Raw genomic sequence first — 23,990 nt, 5'->3', positions numbered from 1 at the left:
ACTTCTGGAGGTACCCCCATGTCCCGTCGCGACGGCGACGCCCTTCCCCTGACGGCGGCGCAGCGTGAGATCTGGCTCGCCGAGCAGCGCGCCCGGACAGCGCTCGATGCCTACCGCATCGGCGAATATCTGGAGGTCCACGGCCCGGTCGACGCGGAACTCTACGAGACCGCGCTGCGCCGGGTGGTCGACGAGACCGAAGCGCTGCACGTGAGTTTCGTCCACGACGGGCAGGACCCGCGCCAGGTCGTCCGCGGGGCATGGGACTGGGAACCGACCCGGCTCGACCTCAGCTCGGAGCCCGACCCCCGGGCGGCGGCGCTCGCGTGGATGGCCCGGGACCGGATGCGTCCGCTGGACCTCGCCCGGGATCCGCTCTTCAGCTTCGCGCTGATCAGTCTCTCGCCGACACACCACCTCCTGTACCAGAACCACCACCACCTCGTCATGGACGGGTTCAGCCTCTCCCTCGTCCGGCGACGGCTCACGCGGATGTACACGGCGCTGGCCGCGGGCGGCACGGTCCCGCGGTCGCCGTTCCGTTCGTTGGACGAGTTGGTCCGCAGTGATGCCGACTATCGTGCCTCGGCGCAGTTCACCTCCGATCGGTCGTACTGGGCGGAGCGGCTCGCCGACCGGCCGGAACCGACGCAGCTCACCGGCCGGAATGCGCGTGGCGAGAGCGGCCCGCGCAGGGCTGTGGAACCGGCGGTGCTCCGCGTGGACGCGCTGCGGGCGACGGCAGCGCAGACCGAAACCCACTGGTCACGCCCGCTGATCGCGGCGGCGGCTCTCTACGCGCACCGGCTCACCGGGGACCGGGACGTGCTGATCGGCCTTCCCGTCACCGGGCGCGAGGGAGCCGAACGCGCCCTGCTGTCCACGCCCGGCATGATCGCGAACGCGGTGCCCCTGCGCCTGCCGGTGCGACCGGACATGCCGTGGCACGACCTCGTCGCCGAGGTGGCGCGGGAGGCCGACGCGGCCCTCGCGCACCAGCGTTACCGCAGCGAGGACCTGTTCCGGGACCTCGGCCTTCCTGGTGCCGCCGGGGCGTCGTTCCCGCTCGTCGTCAACATCGTGGTCTTCGACTCCCCGCCGAGCTTCGCCGGCCATTCCGCGACGCTGCACTACCTGCTCCCGGAACCGACCACCGGGCTGTCCCTCTGGATCACGGGCCGACGGGGAGACAGCGAACTCCAGGTCGAACTCAAAGGCGCGCCCCAGACCTGGAGTGACGACGAACTCGCCGCCCATCAGCGGCGGCTGATCACGCTGCTGGACACCGTCGCGGACTGCGCCCCGGAGGAGCCGGTCGGCCGGATCGGTCTGCTTGCCGTCGAGGAGCGCGCTGAGCTGTTGGCGCTGGGTGCCGGTCCGGTGGCGCAGGTTCCCGCCGAGAGTCTGCCGGACGTGTTCCGCGCGCAGGTGCGGGCGATGCCGGATGCGGTCGCGGTGGTGGGGGCGGATGCGTCGCTGACGTATGCGGAGCTGGATGCGCGGGCGAACCGGTTGGCGCAGGCCCTGATCGCGCGGGGTGCGGGGCCGGAGCGGCTGGTGGCGGTGGCCCTGCCGCGCTCGGCGGAACTGGTGGTGGCGGTCCTCGCGGTGCTCAAGACCGGCGCCGGCTTTGTTCCGGTCGATCCGGAGTACCCCGCCGCCCGGATCGGGTTCATGCTCGATGACGCCCGGCCGGTGCTGGTGGTGACCGATGCCCGTACCCGGGTCCGGTTGCCCGAGGCCGTCTCCGCCGGGTGGCTGGTGGTCGACGAGCCGGAGACGGCGGCGATGGTGGCGGGTGGTCCGGCAGCGGATCCGGAGGTGGCCGTCGACCCGGGGCATCCTGCCTACGTCATCTACACCTCTGGCTCCACCGGTCGGCCCAAGGGCGTGGTGACGACCCACGGTGGCCTGCGGAACCTGTTCGAGAACCAGCGCACGCTGCTGTTCCCGCCGTCGGCCGAGCGGCGGGCGAGGGTGGCGCTGACCACGTCGGTGTCGTTCGACGCGGCCTGGGACCAGCTCTTCGGCCTGTTCGCCGGCCACGAGCTGCATGTCCTCGACCAGGCGACCTGGACCGACCCCGACGCCTTTGTGGACCACGCCCGGCGGCACCGGCTCGACTACGTTGGCGCGACCCCTTCCTACCTTCAAGTCCTTGTAGCGCACGGCCTGTTGAACGATCCCGAGCGGCGTCCGGAGATGGTCGCGGCGGGTGGGGAGGCCGTTCCGGAGCGGTTGTGGGAGCGGCTGCGGTCGGCCGATGGGGTGACGTGCCTCAATCTCTACGGTCCGTCCGAGTGCACGGTGAACTCGGTCATTGCGTCGCTGGAGTCGAGTCGGCGTCCGGCGATCGGCCGTCCGGTCGGCAACACCCGGCTGTATGTGCTGGACGGCGCGTTGCGGCCGATGCCCGCGGGGGTGGCCGGTGAGTTGTACATTGCCGGCGCGGGTCTGGCGCGGGGCTATCTGAACCGGCCGGGGATGACCGCCGAGCGTTTTGTGGCGGACCCGTTCGGGCCGGGCGGCTCGCGGATGTACCGCACGGGCGACTTGGTGCGGTGGGGCGAGGGCGGGAGCCTGGAGTTCTGCGGCCGTACCGACGACCAGGTCAAGGTGCGGGGTTTCCGGATCGAACTCGGCGAGATCGAGGCCGTGCTCGTCGAGCACCCGCAGGTCGCGCAGGCCGCCGTTCTGGTACGTACCGAAGAGGATGCCCGCCTGGTCGCCTACTTCGTGCCGGTACCCGGTGCCACCGTGGCCGCGCCCGCGCTGCGCGAGCACCTGCGCGAGCGGCTGCCGGAGTACATGGTCCCGACCGCGTTCATGATGCTGGACGCACTGCCGCTGACGCCGAACGGGAAGCTCGACCGACGGGCCCTGCCTGCCCCCGAGCAGGCCGCGGCCGCCCCGGGCCGCGCTCCGCGTACCGCGACCGAACACCTGCTGGCCGGGCTGTTCGCCGAGGTGCTCGGGGTGGCCGAGGCCGGTGTCGACGACAGCTTCTTCGACCTCGGCGGGCACTCGCTGCTGGCCACCCGGCTGGTCGCCAGGGCACGGTCGGTGCTGGGCGTGGAGCTGAGGCTGAGCGACCTGTTCGACGCGCCGACGGTGGCGGAACTCGCGGCGGCGGTGGACGTCGCGGGCCGGGCGCGGCCGGCGCTGGGGCGGCGCGAGCGGCCCGAGACGGTCCCGCTGTCCTTCGCGCAGCGCCGGCTGTGGTTCCTGCACCGCATGGACGGCCCGAGCGCCACGTACAACATCCCGCTGGCGCTGCGGCTGTCCGGAAACCTGGACCAGCGGGCCCTGCAAGCCGCCCTGGCGGACGTGGTCGAGCGGCACGAGAGCCTGCGCACCGTCTTCCCGGTGGTCGACGGCGTGCCGTGCCAGCGGGTGCTGGACCTCGACGAATCCCGGCCGCGGCTGCGGGTGACCGAGGTCGGCGAGGGCGACCTGCCGGATCGGCTGGCGGAGGCGGCCCGGCAGGGCTTCGAGCTCTCCGAGGAGCCGCCGCTGCACGCCGAACTGTTCCAGCTGGGCGCCGACGAGCACGTGCTGCTGCTGGTGGTGCATCACATCGCCGGTGACGGCTGGTCGATGGGGCCGCTCTCCCGGGACCTGACGACCGCCTACGCGGCCCGTTCCGACGGGGCGAAGCCGGAGTGGTCGCCGCTGCCGGTCCAGTACGCCGACTACGCCCTCTGGCAGCGGGAGCTGCTCGGCGAAGGCTCCGACCCGGACAGCCTGCTGAGCGGCCAACTGGGATACTGGAGGGAGCAGTTGGCGAACCTGCCCGAGCAGGTCGAACTGCCCTTCGACCGGCCCCGGCCGGCGGCGATGTCCCACCGGGGCGCCCACCTGCCGATGCGGATCGACGCCGAGCTGCACCAGGGCCTGCGCGCGCTCGCCCGTGACGGCGGGGCCAGCCTGTTCATGGTGCTCCAGGCCGGGCTGGCCGCCCTGCTGGGCAAGCTCGGCGCGGGCACCGACGTCCCGATCGGCACGCCCATCGCCGGACGCACCGACGAGGCCGTGGACGACCTGGTCGGCTTCTTCGTCAACACCCTGGTGCTGCGCACCGACCTCTCCGGCGACCCGACGTTCACCGAACTGCTGAGCCGGGTGCGCGCCGACGCGCTGGCCGCGTACGCGCATCAGGACGTGCCGTTCGAGCACCTCGTAGAGGCACTGAACCCGGCCCGGTCGCTGGCACACCACCCCCTCTTCCAGACCATGCTCGCGCTGCAGAACGCGCCGCTCGGCACGTTCGACCTGCCGCGGCTGCGCGTGACGGCCGACCTGGTCCACACCGGGGCGGCCAAGTGCGACCTGACCTTCATGCTGACCGAGCAGCCCGGCACGGACGGGCTGTCGGGTCTGGTGGAGTACAGCACCGACCTGTTCGACGCGGCCACCGTTGAGGGGATCGTCGACCGGTGGCTGCGGCTGCTCCGCGCCGCGGTGGCCGACCCCGGCCGTCGGATCGGCCAGGTGGACGTGCTGTCCGCCGACGAGCTCCGCGCGCTGCTGCCGGCCGCCGTCGACCGGAGCGGGGAGTCGCCGGAGAGCGGCATCACCGCGCTCTTCGAGCAGCAGGTACGGGCGAACCCGGCGGCGGTCGCCGTGGTGAGCGACGAAGTCACGCTGACGTACGCAGAGTTGAATGGTCGGGCCAACCGGCTTGCGCACGCTCTGATCGCGCGAGGAGTGGGGCCGGAGCAGCTGGTGGCGCTGGCGCTGCCGCGCTCGGCCGACCTGGTGGTGGCGGTCCTCGCGGTCCTCAAGGCGGGAGCCGCCTACGTTCCGGTGGACCCGCAGTACCCCGCCGCCCGGATCGCCTACCTCCTTCGGGACGCCCGGCCCTCGCTGCTCGTGACGACGGGCGGGATCGGCGAACTGCCGGATGCGGACCCGGTGGACCGGCTCCTGCTGGACGTCGCCGACCTGGACGGACTGCCGGACACCGACCCGGAGGTCCCCCTCGATCCCGGCCACCCCGCCTACGTCATCTACACCTCCGGGTCCACCGGCGACCCCAAGGGCGTCGTGGTCCCGCACCGGAACGTGGTGCGGCTGTTCGGCACCACCCAGGAGCTGTTCGACTTCTCCGCCGAGGACGTCTGGACCCTCTTCCACTCGTACGCCTTCGACTTCTCGGTGTGGGAACTGTGGGGCGCGCTGCTGTATGGCGGCCGTCTGGTGGTCGTGGACCACGAGACCAGCCGCTCGCCCCACCGGTTCCTGGACCTCCTCGCCCGTGAGCGGGTGACGGTGCTCAACCAGACACCGTCCGCCTTCTACCAGCTGATGCAGGCAGACGCAGAGGCAGACGCAGAGGCACCGGAGACCGGCCGTTCGCTCGCCCTGCGCACCGTGGTGTTCGGCGGCGAGGCGCTGGAGCACGCCCGGCTGGCGAGCTGGTACGAGCGACACCCGGACGACGCGCCGCGGCTGGTCAACATGTACGGCATCACCGAGACCACCGTGCACGTGACCTACGCCGCGCTCGACCGGTCCGGCAGCGCCGCCGGTCAGGTCGGCGCCGCCATCCCGGACCTGCGCACGTACGTGTTGGACGCCCACCTGCGGCCGGTGCCCCCGGGCGTGCCCGGCGAGCTGTACGTCGCGGGCGCCGGGCTGGCGCGCGGTTACCTGAACCGGCCCGCTCTGACCGCCGGACGGTTCGTGGCCGACCCGTTCGGGCCGGCCGGTGCGCGCATGTACCGCAGCGGCGACGTCGTGCGCCGGGATGCGGACGGCAGCCTGCGGTTCGTGGGCCGGGCCGACGACCAGGTGAAGGTCCGCGGCTTCCGGATCGAACTCGGCGAGATCGAGACGGCGCTCGCCGCGCACCTGGGCGTCGCCCAGGTCGCCGTCCTGGCGCGGCAGGACCGGGCGGACGACACCCGGCTGGTCGCGTACCTGGTGCCCGCCCCGGGTGCCGACCTGCGCTCGGCCGAAGTGCGCGAGCACCTGCGGGAGCGGCTGCCGGAGTACATGGTGCCGGCCGCGTTCGTCACCCTGGAGAGCTTGCCGCTGACCGCCAACGGCAAGCTGGACCGGCGTGCGCTGCCCGCAGCCGACCTCGCCCCGGCGCAGTCCGGCCGGGCGCCGCGTACGCCGCAGGAGCAGATCCTGTGCGAGCTGTTCGCCGAGGTGCTCGGGGTGGCCGAGGCCGGTGCCGACGACAGCTTCTTCGACCTGGGCGGGCACTCGCTGCTGGCGACCCGCCTGGCCGCCCGGGTCCGCGCGACCCTGGGGGTGGAGCTGGAGCTGCGCACCCTGTTCGAGACCCCGACCCCGGCCGGTGTGGCCGCCGCCCTGACGGGTGCCCGCCAGGCACAACAGGCACTGGTGCCCCACCCGCGGCCCGAGAAGATCCCGCTGTCGTTCGCGCAGCGGCGGCTCTGGTTCCTGCACCAGCTGGAGGGCGCCGGCGCGAACTACCACATCTCCCTGGCGTGGCGGCTGTCCGGGGACCTGGACCGGCGGGCCCTGGAAGCCGCCCTGGCGGACGTGGCCCGGCGGCACGAGAGCCTGCGGACCGTCTTCCCGGTGGTGGACGGCGTGCCGTACCAGCAGGTGCTGGACGTTGTGGCGGGCCGTCCGGGGCTGGACGTGAGCCGGACCACCGAGGCCGGGCTGCCGGGCGCGCTGGCGACCGCGAAGGCCCGTCCGTTCGACTTGGCGGTCGATCCCCCGCTGCGCGTCGGCCTGTTCGAGCTCGCGCCGGACGAGCATGCGCTCCAGGTGGTGCTCCACCACATCGCCGGTGACGGCTGGTCGCTGGGACCGTTCGCGCAGGATCTGACCGCCGCCTACGGGGCGCGCTGCCGCGGCGAGGAGCCGCAGTGGGCGCAGCTCCCGGTGCAGTACGCCGACTACACCCTGTGGCAGCACGAGCTGCTCGGCGACGCGGCCGACGAGGACAGCCCGTTCGCCCGCCAGACGGCCTACTGGACCGAGCAGCTTGCCGGTCTGCCCGAGCAGCTCCAGCTGCCCGCCGACCGGCCCCGCCCGGCGGTCGCCTCGCAGCGGGGCGGCCTCGTGCACGCCGGGCTGGACGCGGAGCTGCACCGCGGTCTGCGCGAGCTTGCCCGCGTGCACGGGACCAGTCTGTTCATGGTGCTTCAGGCCGGGCTGGCGGCGCTGCTGAGCAAGCTCGGTGCGGGCGACGACATCCCGGTCGGCAGCCCGGTCGCCGGCCGGACCGACCAGGCACTCGAAGAGCTCGTCGGCTACTTCGTCAACACCCTGGTGTTCCGTACGGACACCTCCGGCGATCCGACGTTCGCCGAGCTGCTGGGCCGGGTGCGGGACACGTCGCTGGCCGGGTACGCCAACCAGGACCTGCCGTTCGAGTACCTCGTCGAGGCCCTCAATCCGGTGCGGTCGCTGGCGCATCACCCGCTGTTCCAGGTGATGCTCGTGCTGCAGAACGCGCCCCGGGCCGACTTCGCGCCGTCGGGGCTGCGCGTCGGCGATATGCCGTTGACGACAACCACCGCCAAGCTCGACCTGATCTTCACCATGTCCGAGCGGCACGCGGAGGACGGCACCCCGCAGGGGATCGACGGATTCGTCGAGTACACCAGCGACCTGTACGACCCGGCCACCGTCGAGACGATGATCGAGCGGTGGGTACGACTGCTCCGTGCGGCGGTCGCCGACCCGCAGCGGAGGCTCAGCCGGTTCGGTCTGCTCGCCGCCGAGGAGCGAGGTCAGCTGATGGCGCTGGGTACTGGCCCGGTGGTCCAGGCCTTCGTCGCGAGCCTGCCGGAAATGTTCCGGGCGCAGGTGCGTGCGATTCCGGACGCTGTCGCGGTGGTGGGGCCGGACGCGTCGCTGACGTACGCGGAACTGGACGCGCGGGCGAACCGGCTGGCACATGCCCTGATCGCCCGCGGGGCCGGGCCGGAGCGGCTGGTCGCGGTGGCCCTGCCGCGCTCGGCGGAACTGGTGGTGGCGATCCTCGCGGTGCTCAAGGCGGGGGCCGCGTATGTTCCGGTCGATCCGGAGTACCCCGCCGCCCGGATCAGGTACATGCTCGACGACGCCCGGCCGGTCCTGGTGGTGACCGACACCCGCACCCGGGACCGGCTGCCCGAAGCCGGTCCCGCAGGGTGGCTGGTGGCCGACGACCCGGAGACGGCCGCGCTGGTGGCGGGTTGCCCATCGACGGACCCTGCGGTGGCCATCGACCCGGGCCACCCGGTCTATGTCATCTACACCTCCGGTTCCACCGGCAAGCCCAAGGGCGTGGTGACGACGCACGGCGGCCTGCTCAACCTGTTCGCCAGTCAGCGATCGCTGTTGTTCCCCCAGCGGGCCAAGGAACGGCTGCGAGTGGGGCTGACCACGTCGGTGTCGTTCGACGCGTCCTGCGACCAGATGTCCTGCCTGTACGCGGGCCACGAGCTGCACGTCCTGGACGAGGCGGCCTGGTCCGACCCGGACGCCTTCGTCGAGTACGCCGCGCGCGCCGGGCTGGACTATGTCAACGCCACCCCGTCCTACCTGCAAGTCCTTGTCGCGCGGGGGCTTTTGGACGATCCGCGGTGGCGTCCGGCGGTGCTCTCGATGGGTGGGGAGGCCGTTCCGGACCAGCTGTGGGAGCGGCTGCGGGCGGTCGAGGGGGTGTCCTGCCTGAACTACTACGGGCCGTCCGAGTGCACGGTGGACACGGTCGTCGCGCCGCTGGAGGCGAGCCCGCGCCCGGTGATCGGCCGGCCGCTCGGGGGCGTCCGGGTACACGTGCTCGACGCGGCGTTGCAGCCGGTGCCCACAGGCGTGCCGGGTGAGCTGTACATCGCCGGCGCGGGGCTGGCGCGCGGCTACCTGAACCGGCCGGGGCTGACCGCCGGGCGCTTCGTGGCCGACCCGTTCGGGCCGTCCGGCACGAGGATGTACCGCACCGGCGACCTGGTGCGCTGGGGCTCGGACGGGAACCTGGAGTTCCTCGGCCGTACCGACGACCAGGTCAAGATCCGGGGATTCCGGATCGAACTCGGCGAGATCGAGGCCGTGCTCGTCGAGCACCCGCAGGTCGCGCAGGCCGCCGTGATCGTCCGGCAGGATCGGACGGAGGACCGGCGCCTGGTCGCCTACCCGGTGCCCGTCGCCGGGGAGGAACTCCCACCGGACGCGCTGCGGGCCCACCTGCGGGAGCGGCTGCCGGACTACATGGTGCCGACCGCGTTCGTGACCCTGGAGAGCCTGCCGCTGACCGCCAACGGCAAGTTGGACCGGCGCGCCCTGCCCGAGCCCGAGTACACCGCGTCGCGGGCCGGCCGAGCCCCGCGCACACCACAGGAACACGTCCTCGCCGCGCTGTTCGCGCAGGTGCTGGGCGTGCACCGGGTCGGGATCGACGACGACTTCTTCGAGCTCGGCGGGCACTCGCTGCTGGCGACGCGGCTGGTGGCCCGGGTCCGCTCGACCCTGGGCGTGGAACTGGAACTGCGCAGCCTGTTCGAGACGCCGACGGTGGCCGGGCTGGCCGCCGGACTCGGCGGAGCCGGCCGGGCGCGGCTCGCCCTGAGCCGCGCGGAGCGGCCGGACCGGGTGCCGCTGTCGTCCGCCCAGCGGCGGCTGTGGTTCCTGCACCAGCTGGAGGGCACCGGACCCGTCTACAACATGCCGCTGGCGTGGCGGCTGTCGGGCGGACTCGACCGGGCTGCCCTGCACGCGGCGCTCGGGGACCTCGTAGCCCGGCACGAGAGCCTGCGCACGGTCTACCCCCAGGTCGACGGAGTGCCGTACCAGGACGTGCTGGACGCGCGCACGGCCCAGCCGAAGCTGCCGGTCACCACGGCCGGCGAGGCGGACCTGCCGGAGCTGCTGGCGGCGGCCGCGGCGCGCGGATTCGACCTCGCCACCGAACCACCGCTGCGCGCCGAGCTGTTCGAGACGGCACCGGACGAGCACGTGCTGCTGGTGGTCATCCACCACATCGCCGGTGACGGCTGGTCGCTGGCGCCGTTGTCGGCCGACCTGGCCACCGCTTACGCGGCGCGCTGCCGGGGCGAGGAGCCGCGGTGGGCGGAGCTGCCGGTGCAGTACGCCGACTACACCCTGTGGCAGCACGAGCTGCTCGGCGACGCGGCCGACGAGGACAGCCCGTTCGCCCGCCAGGTGTCCTACTGGACGCGGACGCTGGCGGACCTGCCGGAGCAGATCCGGCTTCCCGCCGACCGCCACCGCCCGTCCGCCCCCTCCTATTCCGGCGGCCACCTGGCGGTCGAGCTGGACGCCGAGCTGCACGCCGGGCTGGTCCGCCTGGGCCGGGAGCACGGGGCCAGCGCCTACATGGTGTTGCAGGCCGCGCTGGCGGCGCTGCTGGACAAGCTCGGCGCGGGAACGGACATCCCGGTCGGCAGCCTGATCGCGGGCCGGACCGACCAGGCGCTGGACGACCTCGTCGGGTTCTTCGTCAACACGCTGGTGCTGCGGACCGACACCTCGGGCGATCCGACGTTCGCCGAGCTGCTGGGCCGGGTCCGGGAGAACGCGCTGGCCGCGTACGCGCACCAGGACCTGCCGTTCGAGCACGTCGTCGAGGCCCTCAACCCGGCCCGGTCGCTCGCCCGCCAGCCCCTGTTCCAGGTGCTGCTCGCGCTGCAGAACGTGCCCCGCACCGATTTCGCCCTGCCCGGCCTGAGCGCCGAGATCGTACTGGTGCGGACGCCCACGGCGATGTTCGACCTCGCCCTCCACCTGCTGGAGCGCGGCGGCACCGGCGGGCCGGCCGAGGGCATCATCGGGCGGGTCGAGTACAACACCGACCTGTTCGACCACGCCACGGTGGAGGCGCTGGTCGCCCGGTGGCTGCGCCTGCTGGCGACGGTGGTCGCCGACCCGGACCGGCCGCTGAGCCGGATCGACGTCCTCGCCGCCGAGGAGCGGCACGAACTGCTGGTCGTGCGCAACGACACCGCGTGCCCGGCTCCCGTCACCGGTCTGCCGTCCCTGTTCGAGGCCCAGGTCCGGGCGACCCCGGAGGCCCCGGCGGTGGTGTTCGAGGACACCACACTGACCTACCGCGAGCTGAACCGCAGGGCCAACCGCCTGGCGCATGCACTGATCGCCCGCGGGGTCGGGCCGGAGCAGGTCGTCGCCCTGCGGCTGCCGCGCTCCGCCGAGCTGGTGGTCGCCGTCCTCGCGGTCCTCAAGACGGGTGCGGCATACCTGCCGGTCGACCCGGAATACCCGGCCGCCCGCATCGCGTACATGCTGGAGGACGCGCGACCGGCCGTGGTGCTCGACGACCTCGCGGCCGTCACACCGGCCGAGGAGCGGCCGGAGCACGATCCGGCCGTCGCCGTGGACGCGCGGCACCCGGCCTACCTCATCTACACCTCGGGCTCCACCGGCCGGCCCAAGGCCGTGGTGATGCCCGCCGCCGGGCTGCTGAACCTGCTGGCGTGGCACCACAGGGCCGTCGGTGGCGAACCCGGCACGCGCACCGCGCAGTTCACCGCGATCAGCTTCGACGTCTCGGTGCAGGAGATGCTCTCCGCGCTGCTGTACGGAAAGACCCTAGTGGTGCCGACCGAGGAGCAGCGCCGCAGCGCCGAGCTGTTCGCCCACTGGCTGGACCGGCACGCGGTCGAGGAGCTGTTCGCGCCCAACCTGGTGGTCGAGGCGCTGGCCGAGGCCGCCGAGGAGGCCGGGCTGGAGCTGCCGCACCTGCGGCTGATCGCACAGGCCGGCGAGGCGATGCGACTGGGCGGTGCGGTACGCCGCTTCCAGGCCCGCCGGCCGGGCCGGACACTGCACAACCACTACGGCCCCGCCGAAACCCACGTGATCACCGCCTACCCGCTGCCGGCCGACCCCGCCGACTGCCCGCTGCCGGTGCCGATCGGCCGACCGATCGCCAACTGCCAGGTGTACGTGCTGGATTCGGCCCTGCGGCCGGTCGCCCCCGGCGTGACGGGCGAGCTGTACCTCGCCGGAGCGGGACTCGCCCGCGGTTACCAGAACCGGTCCGGGCTCACCGCCACGCGGTTCGTCGCCAACCCCTACGGTCCGGCCGGTGCGCGGATGTACCGCACCGGTGACCTGGTCCGCTGGCGTGCCGACGGCGAGCTGGAGTTCGCGGGCCGGGTGGACCACCAGGTGAAGGTGCGCGGGTTCCGGATCGAGCCGGGCGAGATCGAGGCCGAGCTGGCCGCGCACCCGGGTGTCGCCCAGGTCGCGGTGCTCGCCCGGGCGGACCGGCCGGGCGAGAGCCGGATCGTCGCGTACGTGGTGCCCACGGCCGGGGCCGGGGCGACCGCTGCGGCGCTGGCGACATACCTGCGCGACCGCGTGCCGGACTACCAGGTGCCGTCGGCGTTCGTGCTGCTGGATGCGCTGCCCTTGACGGCGAACGGGAAGCTGGACCGTGCGGCGCTGCCCGCGCCGGAGCCGGTGACCGGGGTGACGGGGCGGGCGCCGCGTACGCCGCAGGAGCAGATGCTGTGTGAGTTGTTCGCCGAGGTGCTGGGTCTGCCGCGGGCCGGGGTCGATGACGACTTCTTCGACCTGGGCGGGCACTCCCTGCTCGCCACCCGGCTGGTCTCGCGGGTCCGGGCGACCCTCGGCGTCGAGCTGGAACTGCGTAGCCTGTTCCGCACGCCGACGCCCGCCGGGCTCGCGGCCGGGCTGCCCGACGCCGGCACCGCGCGGCAGGCCCTGGTTCCGCGGCCCCGCCGCGAGCCCATGCCGCTGTCGTTCGCGCAGCGCCGGCTCTGGTTCCTCCAGCAGTTCGGTGCGCCGAGCGCCACCTACCACATGCCGCTCGCCCTGCGACTGTCCGGCGACCTCGACCGGGCCGCGCTGAGCGCCGCGCTCGCCGACGTGGTGGCCCGGCACGAGACCCTGCGCACGGTCTTCCCGCACACCGCCGGCGTTCCGCACCAGCGGGTGCTGGACGCCGCCGAGGTCGCCGTCCCGCTGGCCGTACGCGCGATCGGCGAGGCGGAGGTGCCGGCCCTGCTGCGCGAGGCGGCGGTGCGGGCATTCGACCTGACGGCGGAACTTCCGCTTCGGGCGGAGCTGTTCGCGCTCGCCCCGCAGGAGCACGTACTGCTGCTGACGATGCACCACATCGCGGGTGACGGCTGGTCCATGGGCCCGCTGGCCCGCGACCTCGCCGCGGCCTACGCCACCCGGCGGGGCGGTGGCGTGCCCGAATGGCCGCCGCTGCCGGTGACGTACGGCGACTACACCCTGTGGCAGCACGAGATCCTCGGCGACGAGCACGACGCGGACAGTGTGTTCGCGCGCCAGGTCGCCTACTGGACCGAGGCGCTGGCCGGGCTGCCCGACCAGCTGCCCCTGCCGGTCGACCGGCCGCGTCCGGCCGCCATGTCCTACCGCGGCGACCTGCTGGACGTCCGGATCGACGCCGAACTGCATGCGGCATTGGTGGAGTTGGCGCGGCGTTCGGGTGCCAGTTTGTTCATGGTGTTGCAGGCGGCGTTGGCGGCGTTGTTCACGCGGTTGGGTGCGGGGACGGATGTTCCGATCGGGAGTCCGGTTGCGGGGCGTACGGATGAGGCGCTGGACGATCTGGTCGGGTTCTTCGTGAATACGCTGGTGTTGCGTACGGATACGAGTGGTGATCCGAGTTTCGCGGAGTTGTTGGGGCGGGTGCGGGAGACGGCGTTGTCGGCTTTTGCGCATCAGGATGTGCCGTTCGAGCATCTGGTGGAGGTGCTGAACCCGTCCCGGTCGCTGTCCCACCACCCTCTCTTCCAGACCGGACTGGTCGTACAGAACGCGCCGGGCGGGGACTTCGAGCTGCCCGGCCTGAGGGCCACGGGGATGGCCGTGCCCACCGGGACCTCCCGGCTCGACCTGACCTTCGGCCTGGCGGAGCAGCACGGGGCCGACGGTGCGCCGGCCGGTCTGAGCGGTGCCGTCGAGTACAGCGCCGACCTGTTCGACCGCTCGACGGTGGAGACCCTCTTCGCGCGGTGGACCAGGCTGCTGACCGCGGTCGCGGCCGCTCCGGACCGGCCGATCGGCGGGATCGATCTGCTGTCCGACGAGGAGCGCTGCGCGCTGCTGCCCGCCGCCGAGAGCCGGGCTGTCGCCACGAGCCTGCCGGAGATGTTCGCGGCGCAGGTGGCGGCGACGCCGGATGCGGTTGCGCTGGTCTGTGGTGATGTTGAGTTGACGTACCGTCAGTTGAATGGTCGGGCGAATCGGTTGGCGCATGGGCTGATTGCTCGGGGTGTGGGTGCGGAGCGGGTCGTGGCGGTGGCGTTGCCGCGGTCGGTGGAGTCGGTGGTGGCGGTCTTGGGTGTGTTGAAGGCCGGGGCTGCGTATCTGCCGGTGGATCCGTCGTATCCGCGGTCGCGGATCGCGTTCATGCTGGAGGACGCTCGGCCGGCGGTGGTGATCGACGATCCGGCGACGGTGGTGGCAGGGGACTGGCCGGAGACGGATCCGGAGGTCGCGCTGGATGTGCGGAATCCGGCGTATGTGATCTATACGTCGGGCTCGACCGGTCGGCCCAAGGGCGTCGTGGTGAGCCACACCGGCGTGGCGGGCCTGGTGTCAGCGCAGGTCGAGCGGCTCGGCGTGACGCCGGCCAGCCGGGTGCTCCAGTTCGCCTCGCCCAGCTTCGATGCGTCCTTCTGGGACCTGTGCAGCGCCCTGCTCACCGGTGCCGCCCTCGTCCTGGCCCCGTCCGAGGCCCCGCTGGAGGCCCTGACGGACCGCCGGCTCGATGTCACCCATGTGACGCTGCCGCCCTCGGCCCTGGCGACGCTGGACGGCGCCGACGTCACGGCCGACACCCTGGTGGTGGCGGGTGAAGCATGTGCGCCGGAGCTGGTGGCACGGTGGGCGCCGGCGCGCCGGATGATCAACGCGTACGGTCCGACGGAGACGACGGTGTGCGCGACGATGAGCGATCCGCTCTCGCCGGGATCGGGCGTGCCGCCGATCGGCCGACCGGTTGCGGGTTTCCGGGCATACGTGCTCGACGAGCGCCTGCGCCTCGTGCCGCCGGGCGTGGTGGGGGAGTTGTACGTCGCGGGTGCGGGCGTGGCGCGCGGGTACCTGAACCGGCCGGGGCTGACGGCCGGGCGGTTCGTCGCCTGCCCGTTCGGTGGGGCAGGTGAGCGCATGTACCGCACCGGCGACCTCGTACGCCGACGCGTCGACGGCGAGCTGGAGTACGTGGGCCGCGCCGACGACCAGGTGAAGGTGCGTGGCTTCCGCATCGAGCTCGGCGAGATCGAGGCGGTCCTGGCCGAGCACCCCGCCGTCGCCCAGGCCGCCGTCCTCGCGCAGGACGACCGGCTCGTCGGCTATGTGGCAGCACGTCCCGACGCGGTCGTACGTCCAGCGGAGCTGACGGCGTATCTGCGCGACCGCCTGCCGGACTATCTGGTGCCGTCGGCGTTCGTGCTGCTGGATGTCCTGCCGTTGACGGCGAACGGGAAGCTGGACCGTGCGGCGTTGCCCGCGCCGGAGCCGGTGACCGGGGTGACGGGCCGGGCGCCGCGTACGCCGCAGGAGCAGATCCTGTGCGAGTTGTTCGCCGAGGTGCTGGGTCTGCCGCGGGTCGGGGTCGATGACGACTTCTTCGACCTGGGTGGGCACTCCCTGCTCGCGACCCGGCTGGTCGCAAGGGTGCGCTCGGTGCTCGGCGTGGAGCTGGGGCTGCGCGCGCTCTTCCAGGCGCCCACCGCGGCGGGTTTGGCCGAGGCGCTGGCCGGGGCCGGCCGCGCCCGCCCGGCGCTGACGGCGCACGTGCGGCCGGAAGCGGTACCGCTCTCCTTCGCTCAGCGCCGGCTCTGGTTCCTGCACCGCATGGACGGCGCCGCCGCGACATACCACATCCCGCTGGCGCTCCGGCTGACCGGGACGCTCGACCGAGCGGCGCTGGACGAGGCGCTCGCCGACGTGGTGGCCCGGCACGAGAGCCTGCGGACGGTGTTCCCGGAGGTCGACGGCGTACCGTGCCAGCGCGTCCTGGAGCCGGGTGCGGCCCGGCCCCGGGTGCGGTCGACCGAGGTGTCGGAGGACGAACTGACGGAGCGGATGGCCGAGTTCGCCCGACAGCCCTTCGACCTCGCGGCGGAACCGCCGCTGCGGGCGGAGCTGTTCGCGGTCGCACCGCAGGAGCACGTGCTGCTGCTGGTGATGCACCACATCGCGGGTGACGGCTGGTCCACCGGCCCGCTGGCCCGCGACCTGGCCGAGGCGTACGCCGCTCGGTGCGAGGGTCGCACACCGAGCCGGCCGGTCCTGCCGGTGCAATACGCCGACTACACGCTGTGGCAGCGCGACCTGCTCGGCGACGCCGCCGACCCGGAGAGCCGGTTCGCCGAACAACTCGGCTACTGGCAGCGGCAGTTGGCCGATCTGCCGGAGCTGCTCCAGCTGCCCGCGGACCGGCCGCGGCCGGCCGTCGCCCGCTGGCACGGAGACCAGGTCGGCCTGGAGCTGAGTCCCGAACTGCATGCGGCTTTGGTGGAGTTGGCGCGGCGTTCGGGTGCCAGTTTGTTCATGGTGTTGCAGGCGGCGTTGGCGGCGTTGTTCACGCGGTTGGGTGCGGGGACGGATGTTCCGATCGGGAGTCCGGTGGCGGGGCGTACGGATGAGGCGCTGGACGATCTGGTCGGGTTCTTCGTGAATACGCTGGTGTTGCGTACGGATACGAGTGGTGATCCGAGTTTCGCGGAGTTGTTGGGGCGGGTGCGGGAGACGGCGTTGTCGGCGTTTGCGCATCAGGATGTGCCGTTCGAGCATCTGGTGGAGGTGCTGAACCCGTCCCGGTCGCTGTCCCACCACCCGCTCTTCCAGACCATCCTGGCCCTGCAGAACGCGCCGATGGGCCGCTTCTCGCTGCCCGGCCTGGACGTCGCCACCTACGCGGTGGCCACCGGAACCGCCAAGTTCGACCTCGGGGTGAACCTCGCCGAACGGTTCGGGCCGGACGGCAGCCCGGCCGGGATCGTCGGCGCGGTGGAGTACGCCACCGACCTGTTCGACCGGGACACGGTCGCCGCCCTCGCCCGGCGCTGGACGCTCCTGCTGGAGGCGGTCACCGCCGACCCGGAGCAGCCGATCGGGGGGATCGATCTCCTCGACACCGGTGAGCGGCGCCGGCTCCTGGAGTGCGACGGCGCGACCGCCCGCGAGGTGAACACCGTCCCGGTGCCGCAGGCCTTCGCGGCGCAGGTGGCGGCGACGCCGGATGCGGTTGCGCTGGTCTGTGGTGATGTTGAGTTGACGTACCGTCAGTTGAATGGTCGGGCGAATCGGTTGGCGCATGGGCTGATTGCTCGGGGTGTGGGTGCGGAGCGGGTCGTGGCGGTGGCGTTGCCGCGGTCGGTGGAGTCGGTGGTGGCGGTCTTGGGTGTGTTGAAGGCCGGGGCTGCGTATCTGCCGGTGGATCCGTCGTATCCGCGGTCGCGGATCGCGTTCATGCTGGAGGACGCTCGGCCGGCGGTGGTGATCGACGATCCGGCGATGGTGGCGGAAGGGGACTGGCCGGAGACGGATCCGGAGGTTGCACTGGACGTGAGGAATCCGGCGTATGTGATCTATACGTCGGGCTCGACCGGCCGGCCCAAGGGCGTCGTGGTGAGCCACACCGGCGTGGCGAGTCTGGTCACCGCCCAGATCGAGCGGTTCGCGATCGACCCCGACAGCCGGGTGCTCCAGTTCGCCTCGCCCAGCTTCGACGCCTCGGTGTCGGAAGTCTTCACCGCCCTGCTGCGCGGCGCGGCCCTGGTGCTGCCCCCTGCGGATGAGCCGGTCGCCGCGCTGACGGACCCGGGCCTCGCGGTCACCCACGTGACCGTGCCCCCGTCGGTCCTGGCCGCGCTGCCGGAGGACACGGTGACCGTGTCGACGCTGGTGGTGGCGGGTGAGGCCTGCCCGCCGGAGCTGGTGGCCCGGTGGGCGCCGGGGCGCCGGATGATCAACGCGTACGGTCCGACGGAGACGACGGTGTGCGCGACGATGAGCGACCCGCTGTCCCCGGGGTCGGGCGTGCCGCCGATCGGCCGACCGATCGCCAACGCCCGGGTGTACGTCCTGGACGACCGGATGCGGCCGGTGCCGCCGGGTGTGGTGGGGGAGTTGTACGTCGCGGGTGCGGGCCTGGCGCGCGGGTACCTGAACCGGCCGGGGCTGACCGCCGGACGGTTCGTCGCCTGCCCGTTCGGCACGGACGGCGCGCGGATGTACCGCACGGGCGACCTGGTGCGCCGACGCGCCGACGGCGAGCTGGAGTACGTCGGCCGCGCCGACGACCAGGTGAAGGTGCGTGGCTTCCGCATCGAGCCCGGCGAGATCGAGGCGGCCCTGGCCGAGCACCCCGCCGTCGCCCAGGCCGCCGTCCTCGCGCAGGACGACCGGCTCGTCGGCTACGTCGTCCCGCGCCAGGAGGCGGCCCGGGACAGCGGCCTCGAAGCGGACCACGTGGGCGAGTGGCGGGACATCTATGACGCCCTGCCCATCGTTCCGGAGGAAGCCGCCTTCGGCCAGAACTTCGTCGGCTGGAACAGCAGTTACGACGCGAGCCCGATCCCGGTCGAGCAGATGCGGGAGTGGCGGGACGCCACCGTGGCGCGCATCCTGGCCCTGCGCCCCCGCCGGGTGCTGGAGGTCGGCGTCGGCACCGGCCTGCTCCTCTCGGGGATCGCACCGCACTGCGAGTCCTACTGGGCGACAGACTTCTCCGCCACCGCGATCGACGCGCTGACCGCCCAAGTGGCGCGGGAGGAGCGGCTGGCCGAGCGGGTGGTGTTGCAGACCCGCCCGGCGCACGACACCGACGGGCTGCCGGTCGGGCAGTTCGACACCATCGTGCTGAACTCGGTGGTGCAGTACTTCCCGTCCGCCGACCACCTCGCGGAGGTGATCGACCGGCTGATGCGGCTGCTCGCCCCCGGCGGCGCGCTCTTCGTCGGCGACGTCCGCAATCTGCGGCTGCTGCGCCCGCTGGCCACGGCCGTCCAGCTCCACCGGGCCGCCGACGGCGCCGACCTGCCCTCCGTGCGCCGTGCCGTGGAGCAGGCACTTCTGGTGGAGAAGGAACTCCTGGTCGACCCGGACTTCTTCACCGTCCTGCGCGACCGCGGCACCGTCGGCGCCGTGGCCGTGGAGGTCAAGCGCGGCCGCCACCACAACGAGCTCACCCGCTACCGCTACGACGTCACGCTGCACAAGCAGCCGGCCGTCCCGACGGCACCGGTCGCGCCGCAGGAGCTGACGTGGGGCCGGGACGTCGCCGACCTCACCGCACTGCGCGAGCTGCTCGCCCGGCGCGGCGCGGACCCGGTGCGCATCACCGGCGTGCCGAACCGGCGCGTCGCCCGTGAGGCAGCGCTGGGCCGAGCGGTGCAGAACGGGGACGGCACGCTCGCCGAACTGCTGGACCGGCTGCACGGCCTGGACAACGGCGACGGACCCGACCCGGAGGACTTCCGCACGCTCGGCGACGCACTCGGCCGCCGGGTGGACATCACCTGGTCGGCCGGCGCACCCGACACCCTGGACGTCGTCATCGGCGGCGTACCGGGAGACGTCCCCGTCGAGGCCTACCGGCCGCTGCGGCCGTCCGGCACCGCGCTGTCCTCGCTCACCAACCACCCGACCGGAAGCCGCGCCACGGGCGCCCTCGTCGGCGCACTCCGCGACCGGCTGCGCGACCGCCTGCCCGACTACCTCGTGCCGTCGGCCATCGTCGTCCTGGACGCCCTGCCGCTGACCGCCAGCGGCAAGCTCGACCGCGGCGCACTGCCCGCCCCCGACCTGGGGACGGCCGTGGGCGGACGGGCGCCGCGCACCCCGCAGGAACAACTGCTCGCCGACCTCTTCGCCGACGTGCTCGGACTGCCCGGGGTCGGCGTCGAGGACAGCTTCTTCGACCTCGGCGGGCATTCCCTGCTGGCGACCCGCCTGGCCGCCCGGGTCCGGGCGACCTTCGGCGCGGAGCTGGAGGTCCGCACGCTCTTCGAGTACCCGACCGTGGCCGCCCTGGCGGCCCGCCTCGACGGTTCGGTCACGGAGCGGCCCGCGCTGACCGCCCGCCCGCGCCCCGCGGGGGCACCTGGCTCGGAGAGGATCCCGCTGTCCTTCGCCCAGCAACGCCTGTGGTTCCTGCACCGCATGGACGGGCCGAGCGCCACCTACAACATGCCGCTCGCGCTGCGCCTGGACGGAGAACTGGACCGGGTGGCGCTGCACACCGCGCTCGCCGACGTGATCGCCCGGCACGAGAGCCTGCGGACGGTCCTGCGTGAGGCGGACGGCGTGCCGTACCAGCTCGTGCTGAGCGCGGACGAGGCCCGCCCCGAGCTGCCGGTCATCGAGCTCGACGGCGTACGGCTGCCCGGCCGGCTGGCGGAAGGGGCCCAGCGCGGCTTCGACCTGGCCGGCGAGCCGCCGATCCGTGCGGAGCTCTACGCGCTTGCCGCCGACCGGCATGTGCTGCTGCTCGTGGTGCATCACATCGCGGCCGACGGCTGGTCGATGGGCCCGCTCTCCCGGGACCTGGCGACGGCCTACGCGTCCCGCTGCCGGGGCGAGGAACCGCAGTGGTCCCCGCTGCCGGTGCAGTACGCCGACTACACCCGGTGGCAGCGCGATCTGCTCGGCGACGCCGCCGACCCGGAGAGCCTCTTTGCCCGGCAACTCGCCTATTGGGGCGAGGAGTTGGCCGAACTGCCGCAGCGGCTGCAACTGCCCGCGGACCGGCCCCGGCCGGCGGTGGCCTCCCAGCGGGGCGGCCGGCTCGACGTCCGGCTGGACGCCGAACTGCACCAGGCGCTGCGGGACCTGGCCACCGCGCGCGGCGCCAGCATGTTCATGGTGCTCCAGGCCGGCCTCGCCGCGCTGCTCACCCGGCTCGGCGCCGGCAGCGACATCCCGATCGGCAGCCCCATCGCCGGGCGCACCGACCAGGCCCTGGACGACCTCGTCGGGTTCATGGTCAACACCCTGGTGCTGCGCACCGACACGAGCGGCGACCCCGGTTTCGCCGAACTGCTGGGCCGGGTGCGGCAGAAGGCGCTGTCCGCGTACGCCCACCAGGACGTGCCGTTCGAGTACCTGGTCGAGGTGGTCAACCCGGCCCGATCGCTGTCGCACCACCCGCTGTTCCAGATCATGCTGGCCCTGCAGAACGCACCATTGAGCGAGTTCACGCTGCCGGGGCTGTCGACCGGCTACCTGGAGGCGCCGACCGGCACCGCGCGGGTCGACCTGACGTTCAGCCTGGCCGAGCAGTACCGACCGGACGGCGGCCTCGACGGCATGGTCGGTGCGGTGGAGTACGCCACCGATCTGTTCGACCCGGCCACCGTGGAGCTGCTGTTCGCCCGCTGGGCGCGGTTGCTGCGCGCGGTGGTCGCCGACCCCGACCGGCCGATCAGCCGGATCGACATCATGTCCGGCGAGGAACGCCACCGGCTGCTGTCCGAGTGGAACGACACCGCCGCCGAGCTGCCCGAGGCCGCGCTGCCGGAGCTGTTCGCCCGTCAGGTGCGGGCCACCCCGGACGCGGTGGCGGTCGTGGCCGGCGGCACCGAGCTGACCTATCGGGAACTCGACCTGCGGGCGAACCGTCTCGCGCGGGCACTGATCGGCCAGGGCGTGGTGCCGGAGGCGCCGGTCGCCGTACTGCTGGAGCGCTCGGCGGATCTGGTCGTGGCGATCCTGGCGATCATCAAGGCGGGCGGCGCCTACGTGCCCCTCGACTCGCGCTTCCCGCAGTCCCGCATCGACCTGATCCTCAAGGAGGCCGGGGCCGCGCTGGTGCTCACCGAGGACGTGCTGACCGCACTGATCCAGGCCGAGCGCGATTGGTCCGACCCTGAAGTTCCTTGCCATCCAGGGCAGTTGGCGTACGTGATGTACACCTCCGGCTCGACCGGGCGGCCGAAGGGCGTGGCCGTCACGCACCGCGACGTGGTGGCCCTCGCCCTGACCGCCTGCTGGCACGACGGCGGACACGAGCGGGTGCTGCTGCACTCCCCGACCGCATTCGACCTCTCGACGTACGAGCACTGGGTACCGCTGCTCGGCGGCGGCCGGATCGTGGTCGCACCGCCCGGCCGGCTCGATCTCGATCTGCTGCACCAGGCGGTCAGCGAGCATCAGGTGACCGGGCTGTGGCTGACGGCCGGCCTCTTCCGCCTGGTCGCCGAGGAGCGGCCGGGCCTGCTCGCGGGGGTCCGCGAGGTGTGGACCGGCGGTGATGTGGTTTCGCCGGCCGCCGTCGCCCGGGTGCTGGCGGTCTGCCCCGGTATCACGGTGGTCAACGGCTACGGGCCGACCGAGGCCACCACCTTGGCCACCTGCCATCCGGTGCACACCCTCTCCGAGCACGCCGCGACCGTGCCGATCGGCCGCCCGATGGCGAACATGCGCGCCTACGTGCTCGACGCCCGGCTGCGGCCGGTGCCGCCGGGCGTGGTCGGCGAGCTGTACCTCGCGGGGGCGGGAGTGGCCCGGGGCTACGTCGGCCGGCCCGGCCTGACGGTACAGCGGTTCACCGCCGACCCGTACGGGCCGGCCGGGGACCGGATGTACCGCACGGGCGACCTGGCGTGGTGGCTGGCCGACGGCACGCTGGAGTTCGCCGGACGGGCCGACCACCAGGTCAAGCTGCGCGGCTTCCGGATCGAGCCGGGCGAGATCGAGGCGGTGCTCGCGAGCTGCCCGGGGGTCGCCCAGGCGGCCGTCGTCGTCCGCGAGGACCAGCCCGGCGACAAGCGGCTCGTCGCCTACGTGGTGCCCGCTCCCGAGGGTGCGCCCGAGACGGGCGAGCTGTCCGACCGGCTGCGCCGCGAACTGCCCGAGTACATGGTGCCGTCGGCGTTCGTCACCCTCGACGTGCTGCCGTTGACCGCCAACGGCAAGCTGGACCGGGCCGCCCTGCCGGCCCCCGACTACAGTGCGCCGGGCACCGGGCGCGGCCCCCGGACGCCGCAGGAGCAGCTGCTGTGCGACCTCTTCGCCGAGGTCCTCGGCCGGGGACAGGTGCACATCGACGACAGCTTCTTCGACCTCGGCGGGCACTCGCTGCTGGCCGCCCGCCTGGTCTCCCGCGTCCGCGAGACCCTGGGCGTCGAGGTGGGCCTGCGCACCCTGTTCGAAGCGCCGACCGTGGCCGGGCTCACGGAACGCCTGGTCATGAACGATCCCGGCGACGCGTTGGACGTGGTGCTGCCGCTGCGCACGACCGGGACCCGGACGCCGCTGTTCTGCATCCACCCCGGCGGCGGCATCAGCTGGTCGTACAGCGGGCTCCTGAACCACATCGATTCCGAGTACCCGGTCTACGCGATCCAGGCGCGCGGCCTCAGCCGTCCCGAACACCGGCCGACGTCCTACGAGGAGATGGCGGCCGACTACGCCGACCAGATCCGCAAGATCCAGCCCGAGGGCCCGTACCTGCTGCTCGGCTGGTCCGCCGGCGGGCTGATCGCCCACGCGATCGCCTGCGAGCTGCAGGCACGTGGCGAGCGGACCGCGATGCTGGCGATCCTCGACGCCTACCCGGTGAAGGACGTGGCGTTCGAGGAGGTGCCCGTGCCCACCGAGCGGGACGTGCTCGTCGGCGTCCTCGACTGCAACCTGGACGAGCTGGGCGACCGACAACTGACCTACGACGACGTCGCCGAGATCCTGCGCGAGCGGGGCAGCGCACTGGCCGGCCTGACGGGGCAACAGGTCGAGGTCGTCGTCCAGATCATGATCAACAACGCGAAGCTGGCGGTCGACTTCGTCCCCGGCAAGTTCGACGGAGACCTGCTGCTGTTCAACTCCACGATCGACCGCGCCGAGGACAACGCCGGGCCCGAGATCTGGCGCCCGTACATCGCCGGCCGGATCGCATCGCACGAGATCGCCACCCGGCACGACCGGATGACCCAGGTCGGCTCGCTGGCCCAGATCGGACCCGTTCTGGCCGCCAAGCTCGCCGAGGCCACCGGTGACACCCCAACCTGCAACCAGGAGGACTGATC

General features: G+C 72.9%; 1 protein-coding gene. It reads left to right on the top strand.

The annotated features are described in order from the left end of the window. Positions 1-18: 18 nt before the first annotated feature. On the top strand, positions 19-23,988 hold the full coding sequence (locus tag AC5677_RS02070; protein ID WP_497193256.1) for a non-ribosomal peptide synthase/polyketide synthase: 23,970 nt from the start codon (positions 19-21) through the stop codon (positions 23,986-23,988). The last annotated feature ends 2 nt before the right edge of the window (positions 23,989-23,990 follow it).

This window comes from Streptomyces sp. JLSY215, from assembly GCF_059682825.1.
Note: the sequence above shows the minus strand (reverse complement) of the source record. Positions and strands in the feature narration are given on the sequence as shown.

What these genes read in the sequence shown, in the direction of transcription:
- AC5677_RS02070 (WP_497193256.1), top strand. Translation starts at nt 19, where the DNA reads ATGTCCCGTCGCGACGGCGACGCCCTTCCCCTGACGGCGGCGCAGCGT.